This window comes from Kribbella sp. NPDC006257, assembly GCF_040613535.1.
GTDB lineage: Bacteria > Actinomycetota > Actinomycetes > Propionibacteriales > Kribbellaceae > Kribbella.
The window spans coordinates 37,719-63,886 of sequence record NZ_JBEXSJ010000026.1 but is presented as its reverse complement, the minus strand read 5'-3'; the positions used below and the strand labels follow the sequence as shown (position 1 = coordinate 63,886).

The following is a 26,168-nucleotide window of genomic DNA, read 5'->3' as shown; positions in this document are numbered from 1 at the left end:
CTCCGGGCGGCTGGACAGCGGCCCCGATCACTAGATGGGTTAGGTGGCAGTCAGATGGCTGGTGCAGCGGCGAGTGCGGCGGCGGCGGAACGTAAGGCCGGGGATCGCGAGAAGGCGCTGGCGACCGCGTTGACGCAGATCGAGCGGCAGTGCGGCAAGGGCTCGGTGATGCGGCTGGGTGAGCAGGGCCGGGCGCCGATCGAGGTCATTCCGACCGGGTCGATCGCGCTCGACATCGCGCTCGGGATCGGCGGTCTGCCGCGCGGCCGGGTGGTGGAGATCTACGGCCCGGAGTCCTCGGGTAAGACGACGGTGGCGCTGCACGCGGTCGCCAACGCGCAGCGAGCCGGCGGGATCGCGGCGTTCATCGACGCGGAGCACGCGCTCGACCCCGACTACGCGCAGAAGCTCGGCGTCGACACCGACGCACTGCTGGTCTCGCAGCCGGACTCCGGTGAGCAGGCGCTGGAGATCGCCGACATGCTGATCCGCTCCGGCGCGATCGACATCGTCGTGATCGACTCGGTCGCCGCGCTGGTGCCCCGGGCCGAGATCGAGGGCGAGATGGGTGACAGCCACGTCGGTCTGCAGGCCCGGCTGATGAGCCAGGCGCTGCGCAAGATGACCGGTGCGGTCAGCGGGACCAACACGACCGCGATCTTCATCAACCAGCTGCGCGAGAAGATCGGCGTCATGTTCGGCTCGCCGGAGACCACCACCGGTGGTAAGGCGCTGAAGTTCTACGCATCGGTCCGGCTCGACGTACGCCGGATCGAGTCGCTCAAGGACGGCACCGACTTCGTCGGCAACCGGACCCGGGTCAAGGTCGTGAAGAACAAGGTGGCCCCGCCGTTCAAGCAGGCCGAGTTCGACATCATCTACGGCCAGGGCATCAGCCGCGAGGGCAGCCTGCTCGACCTCGGCGTGGAGCAGGGCTTCGTCCGCAAGGCCGGCGCCTGGTTCACCTACGAAAGCGACCAGCTCGGCCAGGGCCGGGAGAACGCGCGGAACTTCCTGCGCGACAACCCCGATCTGGCCAACGAGCTGGAGAAGAAGATCAAGGAGAAGATGGGCATCGGCCCGACCTTGGACAAGCCGGTCGACGCCAAGGCGCCGGTCGAGGTCGATGTCGACTTCTGACCCCACCCGGTCTCCCGGCGCGAACCGTCCGGGCAGCTCCAAGAAGTCACTACCGGAGCTGCCCGACGGAGTCCGCCGGGGACTAGCCGGAATCACCCGGCCGAAACCGGCGGTGCCTGACGAGGAACGCCCACCCGTCGAGCCCCTCCCATGGTTCCGCGACGGCGATCCCCAGAGCACCGCCGACTCGCGCTCCACGAAGCGGCCCAAGCGATCCGCAGCCCCCACCAGGCGGGCTGCGGATGAGACCGACGGGCTGACCGGGTCCACAGACAGTGCAGTCGGATCCGCGCGCTCCGCCGGATCCGCTCGATCGCCCCGGTCCGCCGGATCGGTCGCGGGTGATCGGTCCGGCAGCGGCCGCCGTACAGGCAAGGCAGGCAGCCGCCGCGGAAAGTCCAGCGACGGCAGTGCCGCCGAAGCCGATGAGCACTATGGCTGGTCAACCACCCCTGACGAGTCGATCGACTTCCCGGACGCCCCCAGCTCACTCCGCAGCCGTTCGGGCAACGCCGGAGAGTTCAGAAGCCGCCGAGACGAAGCCCGAGCATTCGCGGCTGCGCTCCCGGAAGACGAGCACCCGTCTCCCGATCGCCCAGAAGCAGCCCAACCCTTCACCGACATCTGGGGCACCCCCGAAGCACCCGCCATCCGCTCAACCGAAACCAAGCCACTCCCAGACGTCTGGGGCGACACAGAGGGCCGCGCCGCCCGCACCGCCAAGCCCAAAACGTTCACAGATTTCTGGGGTGACAAGGACGAGCCCGGCACCGACTCAAACGAAACCAAGGCACCGACAGACGCCTCAGGCAACAAAACCTCACCCGCAACCCGCACCAAGACATTCACCGACGTCTGGGGCGAAGAGGAATCGCCGCCGATCCACTCAACTGGAGTCAAGCCCGCGGCCGATCCGAGACCCTCAAGCCGCTCCATCGAGCCGCTCGCGGCTGCTTCGGAGGAGCCAGGATCTTTCGCCGATCACTCAACCGCCCCCACCGCTGCTCCGGACGAATCGAACGCCTCCGCCCGGAGTTCCGCCGGGTCGACAGAGTCTGGCGGAACCTCAAGTGGTCCCGACTGGTTCGGCGATCCCGGAGATCCTTCGGACCGCCCCGAATGGACCGTCGGCTCCCGAACGAACAGCTCACCCACCACCACCTCGACCTCAGCCTCCCCGTCGACCTCATCTCGAAGCAGCTCCCGCTCAGCCAAAGGGAAGTCAACCTCAGCCCACAAGAAGTCAGAGTTGGCTCACGAGGAGTCAGCCTCGGTCCGCGACGAGTCAGCCCTGGAGTCGGAGCCTGGTCAGGTGTCTTCACCGAATTCCGTACCAACTCAGGCCAGGTCGTCTGAGCTCGGTCAGACGTCGGCGGAGGGCTTTGCTGGACCTCCTTCCGATGGGCTTGGTGGGTCGTCTTCGGAGGGTGCGGCTGGAGGGTCGTCGCGGGGAAGAGCGCGGCGGCCTGGGATGCGGCGGACTCGGAAGTTCGGGGGTGGGCAGGCGAGGGTGTCCGCTGAGTCGGACTTGGATCTGGCGGCGGATCCAGCTCAGGTGGCTCGGTCGATTCTGTTGGACAAGTTGACGGGACAGCCGCGGACGCGTGCCGAGTTGGCTGATCTGCTGGCTGAGCGGGAGATTCCCGACGAGGTGGCGGACGAGGTGCTCGATCGCTTCACCGAGGTCGGACTGATCGACGACGCCGCCTTCGCGAACGCCTGGGTCGAATCACGCCATCGCGGTCGTGGTCTGGGCAAGCGCGCCCTCGCCCAAGAACTCCGCCGTCGCGGAGTCGACGACGAACTCGCCCGCGACGCCCTCGACGAACTCGACCCGGACCAGGAAGAAGCCACCGCCCGCGAGTTGGTCCGCAAGAAACTCCGCTCGATGCGTTCCCTCGAACGTCAGGTAGCCATGCGCCGCCTCCTCGGCCTCCTCGCCCGCAAGGGCTATCCCGGCGGACTCGCCATGACCGTCATCAAACAAGAACTCGACGCCAGCGACGAGGAACTCCCCCTCCTCAACGACTCCGGCCTAGAACTCGAGTAGCCCAACCCCCTCAGCCCGCTCGGCGCGGCGAACCGACGACCACGCCGTTCTCCTGGGCCAGTCGAACCACGTACCCAGTCGAAATCGGCGTCGGCGGCTGAGGCTCAGGTGGTGTTCGGCTCAGTGCGTGCCGGTGGAGCGGCCGGGATCGCGGGGTGTTCCGCGGCAGTATCGGCGGGTTGAGGCTCAGGTGGCGTTCGGGTCAGTGTGCCGATGGAGAGCGCTTGGGTGCGTGCCGACGGACAGGAGGTGTCCTGTTGGGGCGTCTGCTTCACGCTTGAGTTGCGGGGGCGGGAGCAGGATTGGGGGGATACCTCCTGTCCGCCGGTACGGCGGTTGGTGGGGGCTGGGGTGGGAGCGGCCGCGTGGTTAGGGGGCGGATGGTGTGGAGGAATGGTGGGGTGCGGGGGATCGGCGGGGGTGTGCGCGGCGAGGGACGTTGACGGGTGGGGGCGAACGGTGTCTGATCCGGAGTGTGGACTGGTTGTTTGTGACCGGTCCGTAGGCTGAGATTTTCGTCCGATCCGCCCCTGACACCTCTCGGAGGGTGCACATGAACGATTTCCAGGAACAGGCGAAGAACTGGCTCCGGAATGTCGTCAAGCAAGACCCGGACAAGATCAAGGCGGGCGTCGAAAAGGCCGGCGACCTGATCGACAAGCAGACCGGCGGGAAGTATGCCGACAAGATCGACTCCGTGCAGGAGAAGGTCGGCCAGTACGTCGATTCGCAATCCGCCAAGGGAACTCCCGGTACCTCCGAAACCTCTCCGGAGTCCACCGATAGCACCAGTGCAGACCCGACCCAGCCCCCGACGTCAGACACAACAACTGACGCCGCAGCAGGCGACGACACGACGGGCAGCGCCGAATCCGCCGGGGACGCGACGAGCTCCACGGCTGATGAACCGAGCGCCACTGATGACAATGCGGGCGATCAGGCGGGCGCTGCGGACGATGCGGCGGGTGACGAGACCGGTGTAGCTGGCGATGCCGCTGGGGATGAGAGTGCTGCGGCGGGGGATTCGGCGGCAGATGACGCGACGGCTTCGGCGGATGACGCTGGTGTGGCGGCTGAGACCGGGCCAGATGACGGGGCGCCTGAGGCGGAGAGTCAGGCGCAGGACCCGACGGACGTCGATCCCACTGTGGTTGGCGGCGAAGCGCCTGATGTGGCTGACCAGCCGAGTAGTTCGGCCGGCTCGAATGCTGACGGAGCCGGGACCGGTGCGACGGCGACCGGCACGGACCAAGGTCTTCCAGGTCTCCGCGACTGACAGCTCAAACCCCAGCTCAGGCCCCGCGGCGAGTTGTATCCCGCGGGGCCGAGCTCTGTCCGCAGGCGGATGAGTACCTACGGTGATACCCCCAAGGGTGATGGCGGGGGTGAGGGGTTGGCGGGGGTGGCGGGGTTCTGGGGGTGAGAGGGATAGGGGGTGGGACAGACCGTGATGTGAGGGGTGGGTGTTTGTCTTGACCCTGTGGATAGCCGCGCTTAGCCTCGGGATCAGTAAGGGATCACTCCACCTGACGGTGGCGGATATAGCACCGGCGGGCCGGTTGATCACCGGCTGACCCGCCGGAACGATGAACACGAGAGCACGCTCGACCGAGCTGAAAGACGGACCACCGCGACTCCGATCGCGGCGGGAATATGACTGACAAGGCACCGCCTCACGAAGGTTGGTGTCTTTCGCCGTACCGTCGTCCGACCGCACAAGTGGACCATCCCTTCGTCGCAGCCAAAGTCACGCCCAGCGTGACTCCGAAGAGGGGAGACGCCGATGTCACTCGCGGCCATGCCGGTAGCGGCGTCAATCGGGCTGGTGCTGATCGGCCTGCTGATCGTGGGTCTCCTCGCCTGGATCGGGCTGACGCTGTCCCGCCGCAAGGAGGCCGACGCGTCGGCTGCCCTGAACGCGGCCGAGGCGACGGCGAAGCTGGAGGCTGCCACCATCACGGCCGGTGCGAAGGCGGCGGCCGAGTCGGTCCGCCGGCAGGCCGAGGAGGAAGCCGCGGTACTGCGGGTTCGGGCCGAGGCCGCTGAGCAGCGCGCGGAGGAGATCCGCCGGGGCGCCGAGGATCGCGCGTCCGAAGTACGGCGTGAGGCTGAGCAACGGGCTTCCGATGTACGCCGGGAGGCCGAGCTCGAGGCTCAATCGATCCGTGATGATCTGCGCGAGCAGCGACTCGAGATGGAGCGGCGCGAGCACCGGCTGACCGAGCGCGAGGAGCGCCTCGACGAACAGCACCGGGCGACCGAGGAGCGGCAGAACGATCTGGCGGTCCAGCTCGCGGAGCTCGATCAGCGGAAGGCCGAGATCCGCGATCTCGAGGACGAACGCCGGCGGATCCTCGAAGGCGTCGCGAACCTGACCACCGAGCAGGCGAAGGCCGAGTTGGTCGCCGCGATCGAGGACGAGGCGAAGCGGCACGCGCATTCGATCGTCCGCGACATCGAACGCCAGGCGCAGGACGAGGGTGAGGTCAAGGCGCGCAAGATCATCACCGGCGCGGTCCAGCGACTCGCCTCCGAGCAGACCAGCGAGTCCGTGGTCTCCGTCGTGCACCTGCCCAGCGACGACATGAAGGGCCGGATCATCGGCCGCGAGGGGCGCAACATCCGGTCGTTCGAGCAGACGACTGGCGTCAATCTGATCATCGACGACACTCCTGAGGCCGTTCTGCTGTCTTGTTTTGATCCGGTACGCCGGGAGACCGCGCGGCTGACTCTGGACTCGCTGGTGCTCGACGGCCGGATTCATCCGAGCCGGATCGAGGAGATCTACGAGCGGAGCAAGGGCGAGGTCGCCGAGTTGTGCCAGCGGGCTGCCGAGGACGCGATGGCGGAGGTCGGGATCACCGACCTGCATCCGGAGTTGGTCCGGACGATGGGGCTGCTGCGCTACCGCACGTCGTACGGGCAGAACGTGCTCAAGCATCTGGTCGAGTCCGCGCACATCGCCTCGATGATGGCGGCCGAGCTCGGGCTTGATGCGAAGCGGTGCAAGCGCGGGGCGTTCCTGCACGACATCGGTAAGGCGCTCACGCACGAGTCCGAGGGCAGTCACGCGATCGTTGGAGCGGAACTCGCGCGGAAGTATGGCGAGGATGACGATGTCGTGCACTGCATCGAGGCGCACCACAACGAAGTCGAAGTACGGACCGTTGAAGCTGTGCTGACGCAGGCGGCTGACGCGGTGAGTGGTGGCCGGCCGGGGGCGCGGCGGGAGTCGCTCGAGGCGTATGTCCAGCGGCTGGAGCGGCTGGAGGAGATCGCCATGCATCACGACGGGGTCGAGAAGGTGTTCGCGATGCAGGCCGGGCGGGAGATCCGGGTGATGGTGCTGCCGGACGCGGTCGACGACATCGCGGCGCAGGTGATGGCGCGCGACATCGCCAAGCAGGTCGAGGAGGAACTCACCTACCCCGGCCAGATCCGCGTCACCGTAGTCCGCGAATCCCGCGCCACCGAGGTCGCCAAGTAGCGGATCCCCGTACGCCGCACGTCGCGCCGGCATCCGCGTCGCTCAACCGAGCAGCCGGTCCGGCGTACGTCGCGCCGGCATCCGCGTCGCTCAACCAAGCAGCCGGTACGACGTACGTCGCGCTGGGACCCGCGTCGGACGACCGGGCACCCGGTGCGGCGAAGGTCGCGCCGGGCACCCGGTACGGCGAAGGTCGGACCGGGATCAGCTTCGGCAAACGGGCCACCGAATACGGCGTACCGGCTGCCGTGTTGGTCGTACATCGGCCAGGTTCAGCGTGGATCGGCGTACTTTGCTCGCCACTGCGGGGCCTCGAAGGGGGAGCCGTAGATTCGGGTTTCTCGGGCGACTTTGCCTTGGGAGAACTCGACGATGTTGGCAACGTGGTAGATCTCGCCGGCGTAGTTCGATCGGCCGAGGACGACGAACGTGTCGCCGGCGCCGAGGATCTGCTGGATCTCGATCGACGGCGGGTTCGGGTACTCCTGTTGCATCGCGCGCATCGTGTCCCGCCCGGTGATCTGCTCGCCGGACTGCGGCATCACCAGCACGTAGTCGTCGGTCCGCAACTCGTGCTCGGCCTCGGCGGACAATGCCAGTTGCCCGTCCATCGGCCACAACCGCTCCAGCAGTTCCCGATTCCGATCGGTCATCCCGGCCACCCCCTTCGGAGAATCCCAGTCTGCGCCGAAATCCTTTAGCCAGGCTTAAAGCCCTCGGCTACCTTCGGACAATGCTCGACATCCGGCCGGCGGAACAGCACGAACTCGACGCCCTCATCGCCGCCGCGCAATCACCCGCGACGCGCGAACACCACCGCGAGCGCTGGGCCCAGCAACTCAGTGGCGAGGCGGTCTACCTGCTCGCGCGAGAGAACGGCCAGGTGGTCGGACACACCATGCTGCGGCGCCACAGCTGGTATCCCGAGGTACAGGCCGGCCCGGATCCCGCCGAGATCAACGCGTTGCACGCCTACGAGCAAGGGCGCGGCATCGGTACGGCGATCATCGCCGCGGCCGAGGAGCTCGCGCGGGAGTGGGGGTACGCCGCGATCGGCCTAGGCGTCGGACCTGACAACACCGGCGCCCGACGGCTCTACGAACGACTCGGCTACCGCGACTGGGACGGCCCGCAGGTGCGCGACGAGTGGACCGAGAAGGACGCGGACGGACGCGTCCTCGTCACCCACCGCGATCTCTGCACCTACCTGATCAAGCCTCTTTAGCTGGGTGCTCCTGGTAGGCGACCGGTGTGACGTCGATCTGTTCCTCGATCGCGTACTCGTGGGGAGCGGTGTCGTACTGCTCTTCGATCCCCGGTTTGATCAGCGTGATGTCTTCCTGACGCTGCTGGTTCACGACCCGGTACGACAGCCAGAGCCCGGCCAGGCCGCCGAGCATGATGACGATGCCGACCACGGTGAGGTTCACCGGCCCCGAGCCGTGCCGTACGGCGAAGGCAAGGATGGCACCCGCTGCGATCAGCAGGATGCCCACGTTGATTCGCATCATTGCCCCTTTCCCCGGCAGGGCGGTACCAATCAACGGTGACCAATTGTTGATCCCCGTTCACTCTCAGTACCCAATCAAATGCTTGCCATGCACAAGCGTCAACCCGCCAAGGCCGAGCGGACGAGGTCGAGGCGGCGGTCGAGGTGCCGCCATTGCTCGGCGCCCCACAGCTCCAGCCCTTCGCGCGCATCGGCGAGTTCGTGCGGCGACCGATCGCCTTCGGAGAGAACGACGACGCGCGCCGTGAAATCGTCCAGAGCCCGGCGAAGCAAAAAGAACGCGAACGACTCGATCCGCAGCGGCCGCCGCGGATAGACCTCGAGCACGATGCCGAACGCGCGCCCGTCGACAGGCTGCACGCCGTGCAGCAACAGCGACAGGTCGTACTCCGGTGGCGCGAGTCGCACGTCGTCCCAGTCGAGCAGGCTGATTCGTCCCTCGTCATCGACCAGGATGTTGTTGCCGATCAGATCGGTGTGAGTCACCACGAACGATCCGGGCGCCGCCAGTGCCCTTCCCCGCAATTCATCGAGGAGATCGAGCTGGCCCGCCAGTTCTCTCTCGTACCGCCTCAGCACGGACCCGCCCCGGTACGGCCGCAAGCGCTCTCGCGGTCCCACCGCGAACTCCTCGCGGAACGGCAGGTCGAGCCGAAGGGAATGCAGTTGGCCGATCGTCCGGCCGACTTCCTCCAGCACCGGTCGCGGGCAGACCGGCCATTCCGGCGGAGACTGTCCGGCGAGGAACGGGAACAACGCGATCACGCCGGCCTGGATCCGCGCCGACAGCTGGCGATCTCTTGTCGCCAAGGGATAAGGCACCCGCAACCCTTGCTCATGGAGCTCCTGCACGATCGGCAGCCGCGCCAAGGCTCCAGGGGCCTCACGGGGCCAGAGCTTCAGGAAATACTGCGATTTTCCGGCCCACAGCCGATAACCGGCCGTGCCCCAACCAACCGGTACGAACTCCATCGCCGTGACCGTCAGCCCGTAGTACAGGTGAACGGCGGAAGTCAGGCTGCCTCGGTCGACGGCCGGTTCGATCAGCATGCGGTCAGCGGAAGGCGGCCTGGCCGGTGAGGGCCTGGCCGATCACCAGTTGATGGACCTCCGAGGTGCCCTCGTAGGTGAGGACGGATTCGAGGTTGTTGGCGTGCCGCATGATCGGATACTCACCGCTGATCCCGTTGGCGGCGAGGATCGTGCGGCACTCGCGGGCGATCGCGATCGCCTCGCGGACGTTGTTCAGCTTGCCGACGCTGACCTGCTCCGGACGCAGCGCGCCCTTCTCCTTCAGCCGGCCGAGGTGCACCGCGAGCAGGATCCCCTTGTTCAGCTCGACGCTCATGTCGGCGAACTTCGCCTGGGTCAGCTGGTACGCCGAGAGTGGCTTGTCGAACACCTGGCGATCGGCGGCGTAATCCAGCGCCGTCTCCAGGCAGTCCCGGGCCGCACCCATCGCGCCGAAGATGATCCCGAACCGCGCCTCGTTCAGGCACCCGAGCGGCCCCGACAGACCGCGTGCCTCCGGCAACATCGCCGACGCCGGCAGCCGAACGTCCTCGAGCACCAGCTCGGACGTCACCGACGCCCGCAACGACATCTTCCGGGTGATCTCCGGCGCCGAGAACCCCGGCGTAGCGGTCGGCACGACGAAGCCACGCACCCCGTCCTCGGCCCGCGCCCAGACCACCGCCACCTCGGCGACCGACCCGTTGGTGATCCACATCTTCGAACCGTTCAGCACCCAGTCGTCACCGTCGCGGCGGGCGTTCGTGCGCATGCCGGCCGGGTTCGACCCGAAGTCCGGCTCGGTCAGCCCGAAGCATCCGATCGCCTCGCCGGCCGCCATCCGTGGCAGCCACTCGGTCTTCTGCTCCTCGCTGCCGTACTTCCAGATCGCATACATCGCCAGCGACCCCTGCACCGAGACCAGGGACCGCATCCCCGAATCGGCCGCCTCGATCTCCAGGCAGGCCAGCCCATAGGCGACCGGCCCCACCCCGGCACATCCGTAGCCGGTCAGGTGCATCCCGAGGAAGCCGAGCGAGCCCAGCTCCTTGGCCAGTTCGCGCGCCGGGATCGTCGCGTCCTCGAACCACTCGGGCAGCTGCGGGCGCAGCCGCTCGTCGGCGAACCTGCGAGCGGTGGCCCGGATATCGAGCTCCTCGGAGGTCAGCAGCGAGTCGACGTCGACGAGATCCAGCGAAACGGTCATGACGTCACGCTATCCGCAACCGGCCCGGCCGTGCTTTCAGATATCCACAACCCGCTGTGGCCCTGCTCACCGCGCAGTACGACGCCCGGCTACTTGCGATACCAGGGCCACCACCAGTGCCGCTTGCGTGGATGCCGTACGACGATGCTCCCGTGCCGCGCCTCGCCGGTGACGCGGAGCCGCACCCCGCCGGGCGCAGGCGCACCCGCCTTGTTCGCCGCCGTGCCGTGCACCATGTCGATGTCGTCGATGTTGATGCTCCAGCCCGGCGGCACGATCATCACGATCGAGCTGTGCTTGATCCGCGCGTCGACGTGCACCTCCCGCCAGGGGATCACCGCGTCGGTGAAGTCGAGCCGGATCGAGGAGTGCTCGCCGACCGCGACCACCCGCTCCGGAACCTGCCATGCGCCCTCGCGTTTCTGCGCGCTGTGCCGGCCGCGGATCACCATCTCCACCGAGTTGCTGCCGTGCGGGAGCGGGACCAGATCGGCCGTCGCCGTCCGCAACTCCAGCTCGGTCTTGGCCGAGTAGATCTGGGTCAGCCGCTCGTCCAGTTCCTGGAAATCCAGCCGGCCGTCGCTGTGCGCTTCCTGCACCACCGAGGCGGCTCGTTCGCGGTCGTTGTCAGAGGCCCGGCGCTCGGGCGGCGGCTGTTCCAGACTCATAGAGGTAAAGGTAGCGCCGGGACCGGGCGAATCGCCTCCGCGCGGGCTGACCTGGGAGAATGAGCGGCGTGAATCCGCGCAGCGTCGTCATCCTCGGCTCGACCGGCTCGATCGGGACCCAGGCCCTCGAGCTGATCAGCCGCAACCGGGAGAGGTTCCGGGTGCTCGCGATCTCCGGCGGCGGGCACCGCGTCGGCCTCCTCGCGCAGCAGGCGTTGGACTTCGAGGTCGAGGTGGTCGCGGTCGCGAAGGCTACTGTGGCGCAGGATCTCCAGCTGGCTTTCTATGCAGAGGCCAAGCGCCGCGGCTACGCACAGGGCCAGTTCCGGATCCCCAAGATCATCACCGGTCCGGACGCCTCCGCCGAGCTCGCCGGGATGGCCTGTGACGTAGTACTCAACGGCATCACCGGCTCGGTCGGGTTGCAGTCGACATTGGTCGCCCTGGACGCCGGTACGACGCTCGCCCTCGCGAACAAGGAATCGCTCGTGGTCGGCGGCCCGTTGGTGATGAAGCGGGCCAAGCCGGGCCAGATCGTGCCGGTCGACTCCGAGCACAGCGCACTCGCCCAGTGCCTGCGGGCCGGGACGATGGACGAGGTACGCCGACTGGTCGTGACCGCGAGCGGTGGGCCCTTCCGTGGCCGGACCAGGGCCGAGATGACCGATGTCACGCCGGAGCAAGCGGCCCAGCACCCGACCTGGGACATGGGCCCGGTGATCACCATCAACTCGGCGAACCTGTTCAACAAGGGTCTCGAGGTGATCGAGGCACACCTTCTCTACGGCTTGCCGATGGACCGGATCGAGGTGGTCGTCCACCCGCAGTCGATCGTCCACTCGATGGTGGAGTTCTTCGACGGCGCGACCATCGCCCAGGCGTCGCCGCCCGATATGCGGTTGCCGATCGCGCTCGCCCTCGGCTGGCCCGAACGGATTCCGGACGCGGCGGCCGGTTGCGATTGGACCAAGGCGTCCAGCTGGGAGTTCGAGCCGCTCGACGACGAGGCGTTCCCGGCGGTGCAGCTGGCCCGGGAGGCGGGGGAGCGCGGCGGCACGGCGCCCGCAGTACTGAATGCCGCGAACGAGGTCTGTGTGGAGGCGTTCCGGCAGGGCCGGCTGCCGTTCCTCGGAATCATCGACACCGTGGCCCGGATTGTGACCGAACACGACGTACCCTCGTACGAGGAACTGTCCATCGACGACGTACTCGCCGCGGACGCCTGGGCCCGGACGAGGGCCCGTGAACTGACCGCTACCGACCAGCGCCGGGAGACCACACAGGCATGAGCGCACTCCTCACTTTCCTCGGGATCGTGCTGTTCGTCGTCGGCATCCTGGTGTCCGTCGCGCTGCACGAGATGGGCCACATGCTGCCCGCCAAGGCGTTCGGCATGAAGGTGACCCAGTTCTTCGTCGGCTTCGGCCGGACGGTCTGGTCCACCAAGCGCGGCGAGACGGAGTACGGGTTCAAGGCGATCCCGGCCGGTGGGTTCGTGCGGATCATCGGGATGATGCCGCCAGCCAAGGGACAGGACCCGACGAAGGTCCGCAAGGCCAACACCGGCCCGATCCAGTCCCTGGTGGAGAACGCGCGGAACGCGGAGTACGAGACGATCGACGCGGCCGACAACGGCCGGCTGTTCTACCAGAAGGTGTGGTGGAAGAAGTTGATCGTGATGGCGTCCGGGCCGCTGGTGAATGTCGCGATCGCGTTCTTGCTGTTCGCCGGGCTGTTCATGTTCTACGGCGCCAACGTCGCGCAGACCACGGTCTCCACGGTGACCGACTGCGTGATCCCGGCGTCCCAGGCGTCGGCCGACCGCAAGTGCACGCCGAGTGACAAGGAATCGCCGGCCAAGGCCGCGGGCTTCCAGGTCGGCGACAAGATCGTGTCCTTCAACGGGACCGCGATCAAGACCTGGGACGACCTGACCCCGCTGATCCGGGCGAACACCGACAAGCCGGCCACGATCGTTGTCGAGCGCAACGGTCAGCAGACCACCCTGCAGACCAACACGATCCTCAATCAGGTGGTGGACAAGGAAGGCTCGGACAAGCTGGTCTCGGTCGGCTTCCTGGGCGTCTCTCCCGAGATGAAGGTCGAGCGGCAGGACTTCGGCTTCGTCGTCGACAAGATGGGTGAGCTGACCGTCGCGACGGTCAAGGCGCTCGGCCACTTCCCGGAGAAGCTGGTCGGCGTCGCGAAGTCGATCGTCGGCGGCGACCGTGACGAGGACAGCCCGATGAGCGTCGTCGGCGCCAGCCGGGTGGCCGGCGAGGTCGCGTCGAACGACGCGCTGACCGGCGGTCAGCGGATCGCCTTCCTGGTCTCGCTGCTCGCCTCGCTGAACCTGTTCCTTGCCCTGTTCAACTTCATCCCGCTGCTGCCGCTGGACGGCGGGCACATGATCGGCGCCATCTGGGAAGGCCTCCGGCGCGGCTTCGCGAAGCTGTTCGGCCGGCCCGATCCCGGGTACGTCGACGTCGCCAAGCTGCTGCCGATCGCCTATGTGGCGGCCAGTTTCATCGTGGTGATGGGCGTGCTGCTCGTCATCGCCGACATCGTCAACCCGATCAAGCTGTTCAACGGATAACACCTCACCTCAACGGTTAAAGGAAAAATGAGCATCTCCCTGGGCATGCCCGCGCTGCCTCCGCCGACCCTCGCCCCGCGCCGCAAGACCCGCCAGATCAAGGTCGGCAAGGTGCTGGTCGGTGGTGACGCGCCGGTGTCGGTGCAGTCGATGACGACGACGCTCACGTCCGACGTCAACACCACGCTGCAGCAGATCGCCGAGCTGACCGCGGCCGGCTGCGACATCGTCCGGGTCGCCTGCCCGTCGCAGGACGACGCGGACGCGCTGCCGGAGATCGCCCGGCACTCGCAGATCCCGGTGATCGCCGACATCCATTTCCAGCCGAAGTACGTGTTCGCGGCGATCGAGGCCGGCTGCGCCGCCGTACGGGTGAACCCGGGGAACATCCGCAAGTTCGACGACCAGGTCAAGGAGATCGCGGCCGCGGCGAAGGACCACGGCACGTCGATCCGGATCGGGGTCAATGCCGGGTCGCTGGATCCGCGGTTGCTGCAGAAGTACGGCAAGGCGACGCCCGAGGCGCTCGTCGAGTCGGCGGTCTGGGAGGCGTCGCTGTTCGAGGAGCACGACTTCCACGACTTCAAGATCTCGGTCAAGCACAACGACCCGGTCGTGATGGTCAAGGCCTACGAGCTGCTGTCCGAGGCGGGGGACTGGCCGCTGCACCTCGGCGTGACCGAGGCCGGACCGGCCTTCCAGGGCACGATCAAGTCGGCCGTCGCGTTCGGTGCGCTGCTGTCGAAGGGGATCGGCGACACCATCCGCGTCTCGCTGTCCGCGCCGCCGGTCGAGGAGGTCAAGGTCGGCCTGCAGATCCTGCAGTCGCTGAACCTGCGCGAGCGCAAGCTCGAGATCGTCTCCTGCCCGTCCTGCGGGCGCGCCCAGGTCGACGTGTACACGCTGGCCGAGCAGGTCACCGCCGGTCTCGAGGGCATGGAGGTGCCGCTCCGCGTCGCCGTGATGGGCTGCGTCGTGAACGGCCCCGGCGAGGCGCGCGAAGCCGACCTCGGTGTTGCCTCCGGCAACGGCAAGGGCCAGATCTTCGTCAAGGGCGAGGTCATCAAGACCGTCCCCGAGTCCAAGATCGTAGAAACCCTGATCGAAGAGGCGATGCGCATCGCCGAAGAAATGGGCGACACAGCCCCCTCCGGCGAACCCACCGTCTCCGTCAGCTAACTCCGCACCACCCCCGCTCGACCCTCCCTCCGGCCCCACCCCCTGGCCTGACCACCCGGGGGTCCGGCTGCGTACCGGGGGTCCGGACACCAACTGGGTGCTGTGGACAGGCTGTGCGCTGTCCGAGCCCGCGAGGTGTTGTCCGAACCTCCGACGTGGTGTCCGGGGCTGTGAGTCCTGACCTGGGTAGTCGGGGGTCCGGGCTGCGTACCGGGGGTCCGGACACCAACTGGGTGCTGTGGACAGGCTGTGCGCTGTCCCAGCCCCCGACGTGCTGTCCGAGCCCCCGACGTGGTGTCCGGACTCCCGACGTGTTTTCCGAACTCCCGGCGTGGTGTCCGAACCCCCGGCGTGGTGTCCGGACCTCCGACGTGGTGTCCGGATCCGCGGCGTGCTGTCCGGACCGCCGGCGTGCTGTTCCGACGCCGGTGGGGTGTACGAACGGTTGGGGGGTCTGCGCGGGGTTGAGGTGGGGGTTTGTGCGGGCGGTCGTGTTGGGGAGCGGGATAGCCTTCGGAGGGTGACGGGCTACTTGGTGGTTAGTGCGATTGCGGCTGAGGCGAGGTATGTGCCGGAGGGGGTGCCGGTGGTGTTGACCGGGGTGGGGAAGACGTCGGCGGCGGTGGCGGTGGCCAGGGCGTTGGCGGGTCGGGACACCAGGGATCTGGTGGTGTTGAACATCGGTACTACGGGGGCGCTGCGCGACGGGTTGTCCGGGGTGTATCTGCCGAGTGAGGTGATCAACCACGACATCAACGCCGATGCGGTGCGGGCGATCGGGCTGGATCCGCAGGAGTCGTTGACGATCGAGGGCGGCGACGGGACTGTGCTCGCGTCGGGCGACGTGTTCGTGTCGGACCCCGTCGTACGGGACAGGCTCGCGAAACGGGCGCATCTGGTGGATATGGAAGGGTACGGCGTCGCGTTCGCGTGCCGGGAGTACGGCGCACCGGTGCGGTTGGTGAAGCATGTCTCGGACAGTGCTGACGAGGCTGCGTTGGATTGGCCGGCTCTTGTCGACGCCAGTGCGAAGGTGCTCGGTGAATGGGTGCGCAACGAGATCAGCTGAGGTGTGAAAGCACCTGGGTCTCCCGGGCCAGCCAGCGCTGCACGCCGACACCGCTCTCCGCGACAGCGCGGTTGGCGGCCAAGGCGGAAGCAACGGTGACCCACACCGGTTCCAGCTCCAGTTCACTCTCGTAGTCCTCCAGCGACTGAGAAGAACCGGAGACCCCACCCGAGCAGTAGAAGTAGTGCGAAGTCATTTTGAAGACCTCGTACTCCGGCTCGGCCGCCCGTAGATACTCAACCGTCAGCCCGAGCGCGAGCCCCACCTCGATACCAGAGAACCCACACTCCTCCAGGAACTCCCGTTCCAGCGCCGCCGTCATCGTCTCGCCGGCCTCCACCCCGCCGCCCGGGAACTTGTAGTCGCCGTGCCTCGACTTCAGCAGCAGCAGTTCCGAACCGCGGAACAGCACCCCACGCACTGCGACCCGCTCGATGGTCGGCGCGGTCAGATCGAGGCCGGAGTCATGAACGAACTTCCCGAGATACATGCCAGTAAGTGTCCCGTGAGCGACACTATTCTGGCTTGACCTTGACCCCAGGGGCAGGGTTTAGCGTCGGTGTCGAGGAGGCGGAATGCATATCAGCGACCTGGCGGCCGAGGCCGGTGTGACGGTCAAGGCCGTGCGGTACTACGAATCGCAAGGGCTGCTCAAGCCGCAACGGGAGCCGAACGGGTACCGGACCTATCGCGACGAGGACGTCGCCGTGGTCCGTGAGGTGAAGGCGTTGCTGAGCCTCGGGCTGACCGCGGAGCAGACGTATCCGTTCATCGAGTGCCTGCGAGCCGGCAACGACCGGGCGGATGTCTGCCCGGCCTCGCTGACGGCGTACCGGACCCGGATCGCCGAGGTGGACCGGCGGATCGCCGAACTGAGCGACCTGCGGGCCCGGCTGACCGACCTCCTCGCCGATGCCGAGAGCTGGAGGACAAGGACCCCATGAGTGATCTACAGGTAGTCGACGAGACGACCTTCGACGAGCTGGTACTGCGGGCCGACAAGCCCGTGCTGGTGGACTTCTGGGCGCAGTGGTGCCCGCCGTGCCACCAGATCGTCCCGATCCTGGCCCAGATCGCCGACGAACGGAGGGATCAGCTCACCGTGGTGAAGCTGAACTCCGACGAGAACCCGGCGATCTCCTCGAAGTACCGGGTGATGGCGTTGCCGACGCTGATGCTGTTCCACCGCGGCGAGCTGATCTGGTCGGTCGTGGGCGCCCGCCCGAAGGCCAAACTCCTCAAGGAACTGGACGACGCGCTGCTCGCGACCGTCTGAACAAGAAGCCCCTGCCCAAACGAACAGGCAGGGGCTTCTTGTTTGTAGCTACCTAGAATGCTAGCATCCTAGACATGACGGAGAAGAAGGCGCAGTTCAACGTGTATCTGCCGCCGGAGCTGATCCGGCGGGTGAAACACAAGGCGATCGACGAGGGGACGAGCCTGTCGACGCTGGTCGAGCAGGCCTTGACCGACTACCTGGACAAGCATGGGGAGGCGAGGGGATGAACGACATCGTGATCCGTCCGCTGAGGTTCACCGCCGATGTGCCGGCGATGCGGGCGTTCTTGGAGACGCTGGGGCTCCGCTCGCGGATCGAGTCCGAGCGCGGTGGCTGGGTGGACATGGTCGGCGGCTGGGGAATGGTCGCCCTGCACGACGCGGCGATCTCGGCGATGAACGCGGCGCCGGGACACACGACGCTGTCGTTCGAGGCCGACGACATCGACGAGCTGCGGGACCGGCTGTTCGCGGCCGGCTACGAGGACGCGACGATCTGGGACGAGGCGTACGGGCGGGTGCTGTCGGTGATGCCGGCCGACGACGTACAGATCTGGTTCGACGAGCGCGCCAAGGATCTCTACGGCTACAAGCTGCACGACGCGCACCCGGATTCGCGCTGGTCGGTGAAGCCGCGGCTGACCACAGCGGACGAGGCCGCCTGGGACCAGTTCCTGGCCGTGCTGGGTGGCGGTCAGTCCGTGTACTACGGGTCGCCGGGCGAGCCGTTCGGCGTACGGCTGGAGCTGGTGACGTCGGAGGATCTGACGGCGGTCGCCGAACGGTTGGCGGCGAGCGGTTATCAGGCCACGCTTGATCCGGACGGCACGACCGTGGATCCCGCGGGGATCGTGATCGTGGATCCGGACGGAGAGACCGTAGTGGTGCACGGCAGATGACGACGACGGGACCGATGATCAGCGACAGGCAGCCGCGTTTGCGGGACGACCCGGACTTCCGCCGGTACTGGATCGCTCGCGCCTCGTCGCTCACCGGGTCGATGGTGACCGCCCTCGCGTTGCCGGTGCTGGTCTACCGGTTGAGTGGTTCGCCGTTCCTCACCGCTCTGGTCACCGCGTTGGAGGCCGCGCCGTACCTGTTGGTGGGGTTGTTCGCGGGCGCTCTCGCGGATCGCTGGAACCGCCGCCGGGTGATGGTGTCCGCCGACCTGATCAATGCGGTCCTGATCGGGTCCGTGCCGCTCGCGTATCTGGCCGGGGTGCTCACCGTCGCGCAGGTGCTCGTGGTGGGCTTCGTCGTCCAGATGGTCTTCACGTTCTTCGACGGCGCGAACTTCGGTGCCCTGCCGGTGCTGGTCGGCCGGGCCAGGATCGCGCAGGCGAATGCGGCCGTCTGGACGGCCTCGAGCCTGATCGAGCTCTTCGTCCCACCCTTGGCGGCGTTGCTGCTGGCAGTGATGAACCCGGCCGATCTGCTCGTGATCGACGCGCTGAGTTTCGTGGCGTCGGCGATCGCGGTCCGGGGGATCGTCCGGATGATGTCGGAGCAACGCACCGGGCAGCGGCCGTTGCGGCCGAAGGTGGTGTTCGCCGACATCGCGGAGGGCGTGCGGTACCTGGTGCGGCATGCCGGCGTACGGACGATGACGATCATCGGGAGCCTGCAATCCTTCGCGGGCGGCGGGTTCATGGCGCTGATGATCGTCTGGTGCGACCGGGTGCTGCACGTCGGTACGTCGGGGATCCGGTTCGGGCTCGTCTACGGGACCTGGGGGATCGGCGGGCTGATCGCGGCGCTCGGGTTGCCGCGGCTGCTGAAGCGGATGCCACCGGCCGCCGTGGCGCTCTATGCCCTCCCGGTGTCGGCCGTGCTCGGCATCGTCAGCCCGTTGATGCCGAACTGGGAGCTGGCCGCGATCGCCTTGCTGGTCTGGGGTTCGGCGTACGTGCTGGTGATCGTCAACGCGATCTCGTACCGGCAGCAGGTGACCCCGGAACACCTGCTCGGCCGGGTGAACACGGCCGGCCGGATGCTGTCCTGGGGAGTCGGCTGGACGGGTGGTTCGGTGATCGGCGGTCTGCTCGGCAGCTCGGTCGGGATCCGGTCCGCAATGGTGCTGATGGGGGCGGGCGGAGTGGCCGCCGTACTGGTCGCCTGGACCTCTCCGTTGCGGCGAATCGCGGCGGCGCACGACCCGTTGCACGCCTGAGCGGTGAGAATCCGCTAGGTTCTGCCCCGTGGGCGTACGGGTACTGGGTCCTCGCGACCTCTCAGCAGCGAGGGCCGTCATCGCCCGCGATCCGGTCGTGAACGTCTTCGTGGACAGCCTGGTGCAGACCTCCGGGCTCGATCCGCGGCGTGGCGCGGAGGTCTGGGGGTACGTCGACAAGGGCGTGCTCGAGGCGCTCTGCCACGCCGGCGGCAACATGGTGCCGGTCGGTGCAGACGAGGCCGCGCTCCGCTCGTTCGCCGCGTACGCGTTGCGGCGCGGCCGGAACTGCTTCCAGATCCTCGGCCCGGCCCGCGCGGTCGAGCAGCTCTGGACGGCGCTCGAACCGCACTGGGGACCGGCCCGCGAGGTCCGCGACGACCAGCCGTTCATGGTGATCGACGGACCGCCGGCGATCGCGCCCGATCCGCTGGTCCGTGCGGTGGAGCCGGTCGAACTGCCGATCCTCTACCCGGCCTGCGTGGCGATGTACACCGAAGAGGTCGGCGTACCACCGCAGACCGGGCCGGACGGCACCTTCTACCGGTCCCGGGTCGCGGAGCTGATCCGGACCGGCCGGGCGTTCGCGCGGATCGAGGACGGCAAGGTCGTCTTCAAGGCCGAGATCGGGTCGGTCGGCACCGGCGTCTGCCAGATCCAGGGGGTCTGGGTGGATCCGGAGCGGCGCGGTGAGGGGCTCGCGGCGCCGGGGATGGCGGCGGTGGTCGAGCTGGCCCGGCAGATCACCCCGGTGGTGACGCTGTACGTGAACGCGTTCAACACGCCCGCGCGCGCGGCGTACGAACGAGTCGGTTTCCGCACGGTGGAAACCTTCGCGACTATTTTGTTCTGATGCGGACTACAGCCGGAATATAGGACTGGTCCGAAACCTGGTCGGTAGGAGATCCCTTCTGCCGATAGGAATTCTATGAGAACCAAGATCCTCAGCGCCCTCGTCATCGGGACGCTGATCGCGACCGGAGCAACCACCGCACAGGCCGCCACCAGCGCCTGCACCTACAAGCCCGCCACCTGGCTGCCGGTCCCACCGGCGGCCGATCAGGGCGGCACCATCGCCGCGGAGGCGGGACCAGGCGTGTACGCCGGACTGATCACGTACACGGACAGCAGCGCCGTCCTCGGCTACAAGCGGCACGCCGCCCGATGGGTGAACGGAGCCGTCACCGATCTCGGGATGCTGACCGGGGCCGACTACGAGACCCATGTCACCGATGTGAACAGCGCCGGTGTCGTCGTCGGCTTCGGTGGCAAGGTCGTCGGCAATGCCGGCGGTTGGCCGATCATCGACTACGTCCCGTACCGCTCGGCCGGCGATCAACTCGAGCAGCTGCCGGTCCCGGCCGGCGCGCATGATGTCCGCGCGAGCGTGATCGCCGCGAACGGCGACATCTGGGGCAGTGGCTTCGGGCCGAACAGCAACAACTACAAGGTGGTCTACAAGTGGCCGGCCGACCAGCCGGGCACAGTGGTCACACCTGCCGGCTTCCCGACCGGCAGCGAGGTCGCCGACGTCGACAGCGACGGAACAGTGGCCATCACCGTGATCCCTTCCCAGGAACCCCAGACCGATCGTCCCTACACGTGGAAGAACGGCGTCGCCAAGGCACTGCCGTTGCCGTCCGGCGCGAAGTCCGGCGGCGTCTCGGCGATCTCCAATGGCCGAGTCGTCGGCGAGAGCGTCGATGCGAACTTCAACTCCACCGGCATCCTCTGGGACAACGGCGTCGCCAAGAAGCTGCCGAACTCTGCCACCGCCCTCGACATCAACGCTAGCGGCCTGATCCTCGGGTATTCCAGCAGCCCATACAAAGGTGCGCTCTGGCAGCTGACCACGGCCATCGGCGCGGTCCCGGCCGGCCTCGCGATCAACGCGGTCGCCGACGACGGCAGCATTGCCGGCTCCGGCGTCCAGCCCACCACGACCAACCCGCCGCTGCCCGTCATCGCGCGCTGCAGCTGACCGGAGGACGCCATGACTCTCAAACGACTCGTCGTCACTGTCCTGACCGCGGGAGCGCTCGCTGCTACCGGCCTCATCACTACCGCCCAGGCAGCCACGACGGCCTGCACCTGGCGATCGACTTTCCTGCCCGTCCAGGCCGGCGCCACCACCGGCGTCGTCTCCGCGGCGAGCGGATCGAGCACGTACGCCGGCAAGGTCGGCTTCCCGGCTCCGACCGGCGCCAACGAATATCACGTCACGCGCTGGACGGGCACGATCATCAGCGATCTCGGCCTGCTGCCCGACGCGCACGACGACCTCAACGTCAACGATGTGAACAGCAGCGGGACCGTGGTCGGAGACGCCGGGAAGATCGTCGGTGAAGACCCTTGGGGCGTGGTGGTCCGCTCCTTCCCGTTCAAGTCCTCCGGAGGCCACCTCGAACAGCTGCCGGTGCCGGCCGGCGCGTACAACGTGCGTGCGGTCGCGATCTCGGACAACGGCGACATCTGGGGCAACGGCCATCCGGCCGGCGACCCTGACCACACCACTGTCTACCGCTGGCCGGCCGGCCGGCCCGGCACGGTGACCACCCCGGCAGGCTTCCCGCTCGGTAGCGCGGTGGCTGGTGTGGACACCGACGGAACGGTTGCCTTCACCGTCACGCCGAATCCGATCGCCGACCCCAGCGCCTTTCTGTGGAAGAACGGCGTCGTCACGGCCTTGCCGATGCTGGCCGGTTCGACCTATGCGTCGGTCTCGGCGATCGCCGGCGGACGGGTCGTGGGCGAGAGTGGCCACGTCGGCGTTGTCTGGGAGAACGGCATCGTCAAGAAGCTGCCGGGCGCCCGGAGCGCCGAGGGCATCAGCTCCACCGGCCTGATCATCGGCTGGTCGCTGTCGATCTCGAAGTCTCTGTGGCAACTCACGGCCGCCTTGGGTGAAGTCCCCACGGGCGCTCCGAGGCTGGCGGTCGCCGAGGACTCGACTCTCCTCGGCGGGGTGTCCAAGTCTGGTCAGGTCTCCTCGATGCCGGCCGTTGCGCGATGTAGCTGACTGAAGCCGCCGGGCGGCGGGGTGACTGCCGTCCGGCGCTTGTTCCGACTTTGAGCGCTCACTGTGATGGTGCGGTGACCGTTGGTGGGGTTTGCTGTTCCAGCGCCGCCCCGCCCAGCGGAAGGAAACACCATGCGAAGAATCGCCACGTCCCTGGCCGCCCTGGCCGCAGTCGCCGTCGCGGTCGCCGGGTTCGCCCCCGGCAGTTCGGCCGCTCCCGCTCGCGAACCAGCAGCCCAGGCCGACACCGCTCCGGCGTACTACACGCTGAAGCTCCCCGCCGGACTGACCATCGCCAAGCTCGTCGACGACGGCTACGACATCAGCCACGGCCACGGGACCCGCCCGATCGTGGTCGCGACTCCCGCAGAGGCCAAGAGCCTGCGGGACAGGGGAGTGCTGCTCGGCAAGAGCGGCAGTGTCTACCAACCGCTGGTGCGCGCCGCCGACGCCACCGGTACGACGTACTACGGCGGCTACCACACCGTGCTCGGTCACGAGCAGCACAACGCCGCAGTCGCCTCTGCACACCCGGATCTGGTGAAGCTGTACGACATCGGTGACTCGTGGAAGAAGACGAAAGGCCAGGGTGGGCACGACATCCAGGCGCTCTGCATCACCAAGCTGACTGCCGGGGACTGTGCACTGAACAGCACCGGCAAGAAGCCGAAGTTCGTGCTGCACACGCAGATCCACGCCCGCGAGCTGTCCACCGGTGAGCTCGCGTATCGCTGGATCGACCTGCTCGTCACGTCGTACGGCAAGGATCCGGCGATCACCTCGCTGGTCGACTCGCGGGAGTTGTGGGTCGTGCCGATGGCGAACCCGGACGGCGTCGACGTGGTCGCCTCGTCACCGTCGCGGCCGGTGATGCAGCGCAAGAACGTCGACAACGCCAAGGGTGGTTGCTCCTCCGGCGATGCCGGTGTGGACCTGAACCGGAACTCGAACTTCCAGTGGGACGTGAACGAGGGCGGCCCATGCGACGAGACCTATCCGGGTCCGAAGGCGGTGTCCGAGCCGGAGACGATCGCGATCCAGGGCCTGCTGGACAAGATCTTCCGTGACACCAAGGGTGATGTCGGGCAGCCGGCCGCGGCCGACACCACCGGGGTGTTCCTGACCCTGCACAGTTTCGGCAACGACATCTTGGCGCCGTACGGATACACCAACACGGATGCGCCGGACAAGGCCGCGTTGGTTGCCCTCGGCAAGAAGATGGGTGCGTTCAACGGTTATCCCACCACGACCGGCGACGGCGGGGTCGGGTACTTCGCGCCGGGCGCCACCGACGACTGGCTCTACGGGACGCGCGGCGTACCGTCGTACACGTTCGAGGTCGGGCCGGATTCCGGTTCGTGCGGCGGGTTCTTCCCGGCGTACTCGTGCATGGACTCCACCTTCTGGCCGAAGAACAAGGGCGCCTTCCTGTACGCCGCGAAGGCGGCCGCCACGCCGTACGGCACCCTGCCCTAGCGTGGCTACCCACGGGTAACACGGTCGGCTAGGGTGCTCGTATGAGTCGACGGAGCAGGAGCACGACCGGGTTGGCCGCGTTGTTCGGCATGATGGGTGTGCTGCATTTCGTGAAGCCTGAACCGTTCGAGCAGATCGTGCCGCGGCAGCTGCCACGGAAGAAAGAACTCGTCTACGCGTCCGGCGTCGCCGAGCTGGCCTGTGCGGTGGGTCTGTTGCACCCGCGAACCCGCCGCGCGGCCGGCCTGCTCAGTACTGCGTTGCTGGTGGCGGTTTTCCCCGCCAACGTGCAGATGGCGCTGGACCTGAACCGGAAGGGATCGCCGCGGGCCAAGGCGATCGGGTTCGCCCGGCTGCCGCTGCAGCTCCCGTTGATCCGGGCCGCGCTGAAGGCTGCCCGCGAAGGCTGATCGGCAGGCCTGTGGAAAAGTGGTAAGAGCATCGGCCGCGGGCGGATATCCTCTTTGCTGTCCGTAGTTCCATCATTTTCTGCACTGCTGGAGACTCCCGTGATTCTGCGTATGTCGTCGCTGTTCCTTCGCACCCTTCGCGAGGACCCGGCGGACGCGGAGGTCCCGAGCCACCGACTACTGGTCCGGGCCGGGTACATCCGCCGGGCCGCGCCGGGCATCTACACCTGGCTGCCGCTCGGCCTGCGGGTGCTGCGCAACGTCGAGAACATCGTCCGCGAGGAGATGAACAAGATCGGCGCGCAGGAGCTGGTCTTCCCGGCGCTGCTGCCCCGCGAGCCCTACGAGGCGACCGGCCGCTGGACGGAGTACGGGCCGAACGTGTTCCGGCTGAAGGACCGCAAGGGCGCCGACATGCTGCTCGGCCCCACCCACGAGGAGATGTTCACCCTCGTCGTGAAGGACCTGTACTCGTCGTACAAGGATCTGCCGCTGTCGATCTACCAGATCCAGAACAAGTACCGCGACGAGGCCCGGCCGCGCGCCGGGGTGCTGCGCGGGCGCGAGTTCGTGATGAAGGACTCGTACTCGTTCGACATCGACCAGGACGGCCTGCAGGCGTCGTACGAGCTGCACCGCAAGGCCTACATCGCGATCTTCGACCGGCTCGGGTTCGACTACGTGATCGTCAAGGCGATGTCCGGCGCGATGGGTGGCTCGGCGTCGGAGGAGTTCCTGGCGATCGCCGAGAACGGTGAGGACACCTTCGTCCGGTCCGCCGGTGGGTATGCGGCCAACGTCGAGGCCGTCGTCGTGCCGCAGGCCGAGCCGGTCGACGCGTCGGACGTGCCGGCCGCCGAGGTGGTGGACACCCCGGACACGCCGACCATCGAGACGCTGGTCGACGCGCTCAACGCCAAGCACCCGCGCACCGACGGTCGCGAGTGGACGGCCGCCGACACGTTGAAGAACGTGCTGGTGATGCTGGTCAACCCCGACGGCAGCCGCGAGCCGCTGGCCATCGGCGTGCCCGGTGACCGCGCGATCGACGAGAAGCGGCTCGGCGCGCAGGTCGAGCCGGCCGAGGTGGTCGCCTTCGAGGAGGCCGACTTCGCCAAGCACCCGTCGCTCGCCAAGGGCTACATCGGCCCCGGCGTGCTCGGCCTGGAGAACAGCTCCAAGATCCGGTACCTGCTCGATCCCCGGGTCGGCGAGGGTTCGGCCTGGGTCACCGGTGCGGACAAGACCGGCTACCACGTGATCAACCTGGTGGCCGGCCGTGACTTCACCGCCGACGGCACGATCCAGGCCGCCGAGGTGCGCGACGGCGACGAGGCGCCGGACGGTTCCGGTCCGCTGGAGTCCGCCCGCGGGATCGAGATGGGGCACATCTTCCAGCTCGGCAAGAAGTACGCCGAGGCGCTGGACCTGAAGGTGCTCGACCAGAACGGCAAGCTGGTCACCGTCACGATGGGCTCGTACGGCGTCGGCGTGACCCGCGCGGTCGCGGCCATTGCCGAGGGCAACCACGACGAGATCGGCCTGATCTGGCCGCGTGAGATCGCGCCGGCCGATGTCCACCTGGTGGCCACCGGCAAGGACGCGGTCCCGTTCGAGGCGGCGGCGAAGATCGCGGCCGAGCTCGAGGCCCGCGGCCTGACCGTGCTCTACGACGACCGCGAGAAGGTCAGCGCCGGCGTGAAGTTCAAGGATGCCGAGCTGCTCGGCGTGCCCACCATCGCCGTGGTCGGCAAGGGCCTGGCCGACGGTGTCGTCGAGGTCAAGGACCGCCGCTCCGGCGACCGCGTCGACGTCCAGCTCGCCGAGGTCGTCGATCACCTGATCGCGGCGGTCAGGGCCTGAAAGCCCTTGTATTGCAGGGACATCACGGTAGCCGC

28 protein-coding genes are annotated in these 26,168 nt (G+C 67.7%); 20 read left to right on the top strand and 8 right to left on the bottom strand.

Annotation, left to right across the window (positions count from 1 at the left end; genetic code table 11):
* Nucleotides 1–54: 54 nt before the first annotated feature.
* A complete protein-coding gene (recA, locus tag ABZ004_RS27745; protein WP_355684000.1) occupies nt 55–1,140 on the top strand; it encodes a recombinase RecA in 1,086 nt (361 codons plus the stop codon).
* 981 nt (nt 1,141–2,121) lie between these two features.
* On the opposite strand, the gene ABZ004_RS27740 is transcribed toward recA, so the two are convergent.
* Entirely contained in the window at nt 2,122–2,355 is a 234-nt protein-coding gene (locus ABZ004_RS27740; protein ID WP_355683999.1) for a hypothetical protein, read from the bottom strand.
* A gap of 295 nt (nt 2,356–2,650) precedes the next feature.
* Between ABZ004_RS27740 and ABZ004_RS27735 the strand changes: the two genes are divergently transcribed.
* The 3 genes from ABZ004_RS27735 to rny all read left to right on the top strand — a co-directional run bounded on the left by ABZ004_RS27735 (nt 2,651) and on the right by rny (nt 6,677).
* Nucleotides 2,651–3,190 (top strand): regulatory protein RecX, encoded by a 540-nt coding sequence (locus ABZ004_RS27735; RefSeq protein ID WP_355683998.1) that lies wholly within the window; start codon nt 2,651–2,653, stop codon nt 3,188–3,190.
* A 553-nt stretch (nt 3,191–3,743) separates the two neighbouring features.
* Complete coding sequence (locus tag ABZ004_RS27730; RefSeq protein ID WP_355683997.1) at nt 3,744–4,466, top strand: antitoxin; 723 nt, start codon at nt 3,744–3,746, stop codon at nt 4,464–4,466.
* Nucleotides 4,467–4,973: 507 nt separating this feature from the next.
* Nucleotides 4,974–6,677 carry a ribonuclease Y gene (gene rny, locus ABZ004_RS27725; protein WP_355683996.1) on the top strand — a complete coding sequence of 568 codons (1,704 nt, stop codon included), beginning with the start codon at nt 4,974–4,976 and terminating at the stop codon, nt 6,675–6,677.
* Here rny and ABZ004_RS27720 read toward each other — a convergent pair.
* A complete protein-coding gene (locus tag ABZ004_RS27720; protein WP_355683995.1) occupies nt 6,634–6,903 on the bottom strand; it encodes a hypothetical protein in 270 nt (89 codons plus the stop codon). The genes rny and ABZ004_RS27720 overlap by 44 nt on opposite strands.
* A 46-nt stretch (nt 6,904–6,949) precedes the next feature.
* Complete coding sequence (locus ABZ004_RS27715) at nt 6,950–7,330, bottom strand: nuclear transport factor 2 family protein (protein WP_355683994.1); 381 nt, start codon at nt 7,328–7,330, stop codon at nt 6,950–6,952.
* Between the two features lie 80 nt (nt 7,331–7,410).
* On the opposite strand from ABZ004_RS27715, the gene ABZ004_RS27710 reads away from it, so the two are divergent.
* Complete coding sequence (locus tag ABZ004_RS27710; protein WP_355683993.1) at nt 7,411–7,902, top strand: GNAT family N-acetyltransferase; 492 nt, start codon at nt 7,411–7,413, stop codon at nt 7,900–7,902.
* On the opposite strand, the gene ABZ004_RS27705 is transcribed toward ABZ004_RS27710, so the two are convergent.
* The 4 genes from ABZ004_RS27705 to ABZ004_RS27690 form a co-directional block, all read right to left on the bottom strand.
* Complete coding sequence (locus ABZ004_RS27705) at nt 7,889–8,185, bottom strand: DUF6458 family protein (RefSeq protein ID WP_355683992.1); 297 nt, start codon at nt 8,183–8,185, stop codon at nt 7,889–7,891. The two genes, ABZ004_RS27710 and ABZ004_RS27705, sit on opposite strands and share 14 nt — an antisense overlap.
* Nucleotides 8,186–8,286: 101 nt before the next feature.
* On the bottom strand, nt 8,287–9,237 hold the full coding sequence (locus tag ABZ004_RS27700) for a phosphotransferase (protein WP_355683991.1): 951 nt from the start codon (nt 9,235–9,237) through the stop codon (nt 8,287–8,289).
* A 4-nt stretch (nt 9,238–9,241) separates the two neighbouring features.
* Nucleotides 9,242–10,405 (bottom strand): acyl-CoA dehydrogenase family protein, encoded by a 1,164-nt coding sequence (locus ABZ004_RS27695; protein ID WP_355683990.1) that lies wholly within the window; start codon nt 10,403–10,405, stop codon nt 9,242–9,244.
* Nucleotides 10,406–10,494: 89 nt separating this feature from the next.
* Nucleotides 10,495–11,073 carry a DUF1707 domain-containing protein gene (locus tag ABZ004_RS27690; protein ID WP_355683989.1) on the bottom strand — a complete coding sequence of 193 codons (579 nt, stop codon included), beginning with the start codon at nt 11,071–11,073 and terminating at the stop codon, nt 10,495–10,497.
* A 59-nt stretch (nt 11,074–11,132) separates the two neighbouring features.
* Between ABZ004_RS27690 and dxr the strand changes: the two genes are divergently transcribed.
* The 4 genes from dxr (at nt 11,133) to ABZ004_RS27670 (ending at nt 15,917) form a co-directional block, all read left to right on the top strand.
* Nucleotides 11,133–12,362, top strand: coding sequence for a 1-deoxy-D-xylulose-5-phosphate reductoisomerase (dxr, locus tag ABZ004_RS27685; RefSeq protein ID WP_355683988.1), 1,230 nt, complete (start codon nt 11,133–11,135; stop codon nt 12,360–12,362).
* On the top strand, nt 12,359–13,669 hold the full coding sequence (locus tag ABZ004_RS27680; RefSeq protein ID WP_355683987.1) for a M50 family metallopeptidase: 1,311 nt from the start codon (nt 12,359–12,361) through the stop codon (nt 13,667–13,669). Before dxr ends, ABZ004_RS27680 begins: the two co-directional genes overlap by 4 nt.
* A 27-nt stretch (nt 13,670–13,696) precedes the next feature.
* Nucleotides 13,697–14,848 (top strand): flavodoxin-dependent (E)-4-hydroxy-3-methylbut-2-enyl-diphosphate synthase, encoded by a 1,152-nt coding sequence (ispG, locus tag ABZ004_RS27675; RefSeq protein WP_355683986.1) that lies wholly within the window; start codon nt 13,697–13,699, stop codon nt 14,846–14,848.
* A gap of 520 nt (nt 14,849–15,368) precedes the next feature.
* Nucleotides 15,369–15,917 carry a nucleosidase gene (locus tag ABZ004_RS27670; protein WP_355683985.1) on the top strand — a complete coding sequence of 183 codons (549 nt, stop codon included), beginning with the start codon at nt 15,369–15,371 and terminating at the stop codon, nt 15,915–15,917.
* Here the strand turns inward: ABZ004_RS27670 and ABZ004_RS27665 are convergent.
* Complete coding sequence (locus ABZ004_RS27665; protein WP_355683984.1) at nt 15,910–16,407, bottom strand: NUDIX domain-containing protein; 498 nt, start codon at nt 16,405–16,407, stop codon at nt 15,910–15,912. The genes ABZ004_RS27670 and ABZ004_RS27665 overlap by 8 nt on opposite strands.
* An 85-nt stretch (nt 16,408–16,492) precedes the next feature.
* On the opposite strand from ABZ004_RS27665, the gene ABZ004_RS27660 reads away from it, so the two are divergent.
* The 11 genes from ABZ004_RS27660 (at nt 16,493) to ABZ004_RS27610 (ending at nt 26,133) form a co-directional block, all read left to right on the top strand.
* Nucleotides 16,493–16,861, top strand: a complete 369-nt coding sequence (locus ABZ004_RS27660; RefSeq protein WP_355683983.1) for a MerR family transcriptional regulator — start codon at nt 16,493–16,495, stop codon at nt 16,859–16,861.
* Nucleotides 16,858–17,193: a thioredoxin gene (gene trxA, locus ABZ004_RS27655; RefSeq protein ID WP_355683982.1), complete on the top strand. Its 336-nt coding sequence runs from the start codon at nt 16,858–16,860 to the stop codon at nt 17,191–17,193. Before ABZ004_RS27660 ends, trxA begins: the two co-directional genes overlap by 4 nt.
* A 74-nt stretch (nt 17,194–17,267) precedes the next feature.
* Nucleotides 17,268–17,423: a CopG family transcriptional regulator gene (locus ABZ004_RS27650; protein WP_355683981.1), complete on the top strand. Its 156-nt coding sequence runs from the start codon at nt 17,268–17,270 to the stop codon at nt 17,421–17,423.
* On the top strand, nt 17,420–18,094 hold the full coding sequence (locus ABZ004_RS27645) for a VOC family protein (protein ID WP_355683980.1): 675 nt from the start codon (nt 17,420–17,422) through the stop codon (nt 18,092–18,094). Before ABZ004_RS27650 ends, ABZ004_RS27645 begins: the two co-directional genes overlap by 4 nt.
* Nucleotides 18,091–19,365 carry an MFS transporter gene (locus ABZ004_RS27640; RefSeq protein WP_355683979.1) on the top strand — a complete coding sequence of 425 codons (1,275 nt, stop codon included), beginning with the start codon at nt 18,091–18,093 and terminating at the stop codon, nt 19,363–19,365. Before ABZ004_RS27645 ends, ABZ004_RS27640 begins: the two co-directional genes overlap by 4 nt.
* A 28-nt stretch (nt 19,366–19,393) precedes the next feature.
* On the top strand, nt 19,394–20,218 hold the full coding sequence (locus ABZ004_RS27635) for a GNAT family N-acetyltransferase (protein WP_355683978.1): 825 nt from the start codon (nt 19,394–19,396) through the stop codon (nt 20,216–20,218).
* A 75-nt stretch (nt 20,219–20,293) separates the two neighbouring features.
* Nucleotides 20,294–21,346, top strand: a complete 1,053-nt coding sequence (locus ABZ004_RS27630) for a hypothetical protein (protein WP_355683977.1) — start codon at nt 20,294–20,296, stop codon at nt 21,344–21,346.
* 12 nt (nt 21,347–21,358) lie between these two features.
* Nucleotides 21,359–22,384 (top strand): hypothetical protein, encoded by a 1,026-nt coding sequence (locus tag ABZ004_RS27625; protein ID WP_355683976.1) that lies wholly within the window; start codon nt 21,359–21,361, stop codon nt 22,382–22,384.
* A gap of 132 nt (nt 22,385–22,516) precedes the next feature.
* Nucleotides 22,517–23,860: a M14 family zinc carboxypeptidase gene (locus ABZ004_RS27620; protein ID WP_355683975.1), complete on the top strand. Its 1,344-nt coding sequence runs from the start codon at nt 22,517–22,519 to the stop codon at nt 23,858–23,860.
* A 41-nt stretch (nt 23,861–23,901) separates the two neighbouring features.
* On the top strand, nt 23,902–24,270 hold the full coding sequence (locus ABZ004_RS27615) for a DoxX family protein (RefSeq protein ID WP_355683974.1): 369 nt from the start codon (nt 23,902–23,904) through the stop codon (nt 24,268–24,270).
* A gap of 99 nt (nt 24,271–24,369) precedes the next feature.
* On the top strand, nt 24,370–26,133 hold the full coding sequence (locus tag ABZ004_RS27610) for a proline--tRNA ligase (protein ID WP_355683973.1): 1,764 nt from the start codon (nt 24,370–24,372) through the stop codon (nt 26,131–26,133).
* Nucleotides 26,134–26,168 lie beyond the last annotated feature (35 nt).

Bases quoted from the DNA above. Each gene is read 5' to 3' on its own strand.
- recA (WP_355684000.1), top strand. From the start codon at position 55: ATGGCTGGTGCAGCGGCGAGTGCGGCGGCGGCGGAACGTAAGGCCGGG.
- ABZ004_RS27730 (WP_355683997.1), top strand. From the start codon at position 3,744: ATGAACGATTTCCAGGAACAGGCGAAGAACTGGCTCCGGAATGTCGTC.
- rny (WP_355683996.1), top strand. From the start codon at position 4,974: ATGTCACTCGCGGCCATGCCGGTAGCGGCGTCAATCGGGCTGGTGCTG.
- ABZ004_RS27715 (WP_355683994.1), bottom strand. From the start codon at position 7,330: ATGACCGATCGGAATCGGGAACTGCTGGAGCGGTTGTGGCCGATGGAC.
- ABZ004_RS27710 (WP_355683993.1), top strand. From the start codon at position 7,411: ATGCTCGACATCCGGCCGGCGGAACAGCACGAACTCGACGCCCTCATC.
- ABZ004_RS27705 (WP_355683992.1), bottom strand. From the start codon at position 8,185: ATGCGAATCAACGTGGGCATCCTGCTGATCGCAGCGGGTGCCATCCTT.
- ABZ004_RS27700 (WP_355683991.1), bottom strand. From the start codon at position 9,237: ATGCTGATCGAACCGGCCGTCGACCGAGGCAGCCTGACTTCCGCCGTT.
- ABZ004_RS27695 (WP_355683990.1), bottom strand. From the start codon at position 10,405: ATGACCGTTTCGCTGGATCTCGTCGACGTCGACTCGCTGCTGACCTCC.
- ABZ004_RS27690 (WP_355683989.1), bottom strand. From the start codon at position 11,073: ATGAGTCTGGAACAGCCGCCGCCCGAGCGCCGGGCCTCTGACAACGAC.
- dxr (WP_355683988.1), top strand. From the start codon at position 11,133: ATGAGCGGCGTGAATCCGCGCAGCGTCGTCATCCTCGGCTCGACCGGC.
- ABZ004_RS27680 (WP_355683987.1), top strand. From the start codon at position 12,359: ATGAGCGCACTCCTCACTTTCCTCGGGATCGTGCTGTTCGTCGTCGGC.
- ispG (WP_355683986.1), top strand. From the start codon at position 13,697: ATGAGCATCTCCCTGGGCATGCCCGCGCTGCCTCCGCCGACCCTCGCC.
- ABZ004_RS27665 (WP_355683984.1), bottom strand. From the start codon at position 16,407: ATGTATCTCGGGAAGTTCGTTCATGACTCCGGCCTCGATCTGACCGCG.
- ABZ004_RS27660 (WP_355683983.1), top strand. From the start codon at position 16,493: ATGCATATCAGCGACCTGGCGGCCGAGGCCGGTGTGACGGTCAAGGCC.
- trxA (WP_355683982.1), top strand. From the start codon at position 16,858: ATGAGTGATCTACAGGTAGTCGACGAGACGACCTTCGACGAGCTGGTA.
- ABZ004_RS27650 (WP_355683981.1), top strand. From the start codon at position 17,268: ATGACGGAGAAGAAGGCGCAGTTCAACGTGTATCTGCCGCCGGAGCTG.
- ABZ004_RS27645 (WP_355683980.1), top strand. From the start codon at position 17,420: ATGAACGACATCGTGATCCGTCCGCTGAGGTTCACCGCCGATGTGCCG.
- ABZ004_RS27640 (WP_355683979.1), top strand. From the start codon at position 18,091: ATGACGACGACGGGACCGATGATCAGCGACAGGCAGCCGCGTTTGCGG.
- ABZ004_RS27630 (WP_355683977.1), top strand. From the start codon at position 20,294: ATGAGAACCAAGATCCTCAGCGCCCTCGTCATCGGGACGCTGATCGCG.
- ABZ004_RS27625 (WP_355683976.1), top strand. From the start codon at position 21,359: ATGACTCTCAAACGACTCGTCGTCACTGTCCTGACCGCGGGAGCGCTC.
- ABZ004_RS27620 (WP_355683975.1), top strand. From the start codon at position 22,517: ATGCGAAGAATCGCCACGTCCCTGGCCGCCCTGGCCGCAGTCGCCGTC.
- ABZ004_RS27615 (WP_355683974.1), top strand. From the start codon at position 23,902: ATGAGTCGACGGAGCAGGAGCACGACCGGGTTGGCCGCGTTGTTCGGC.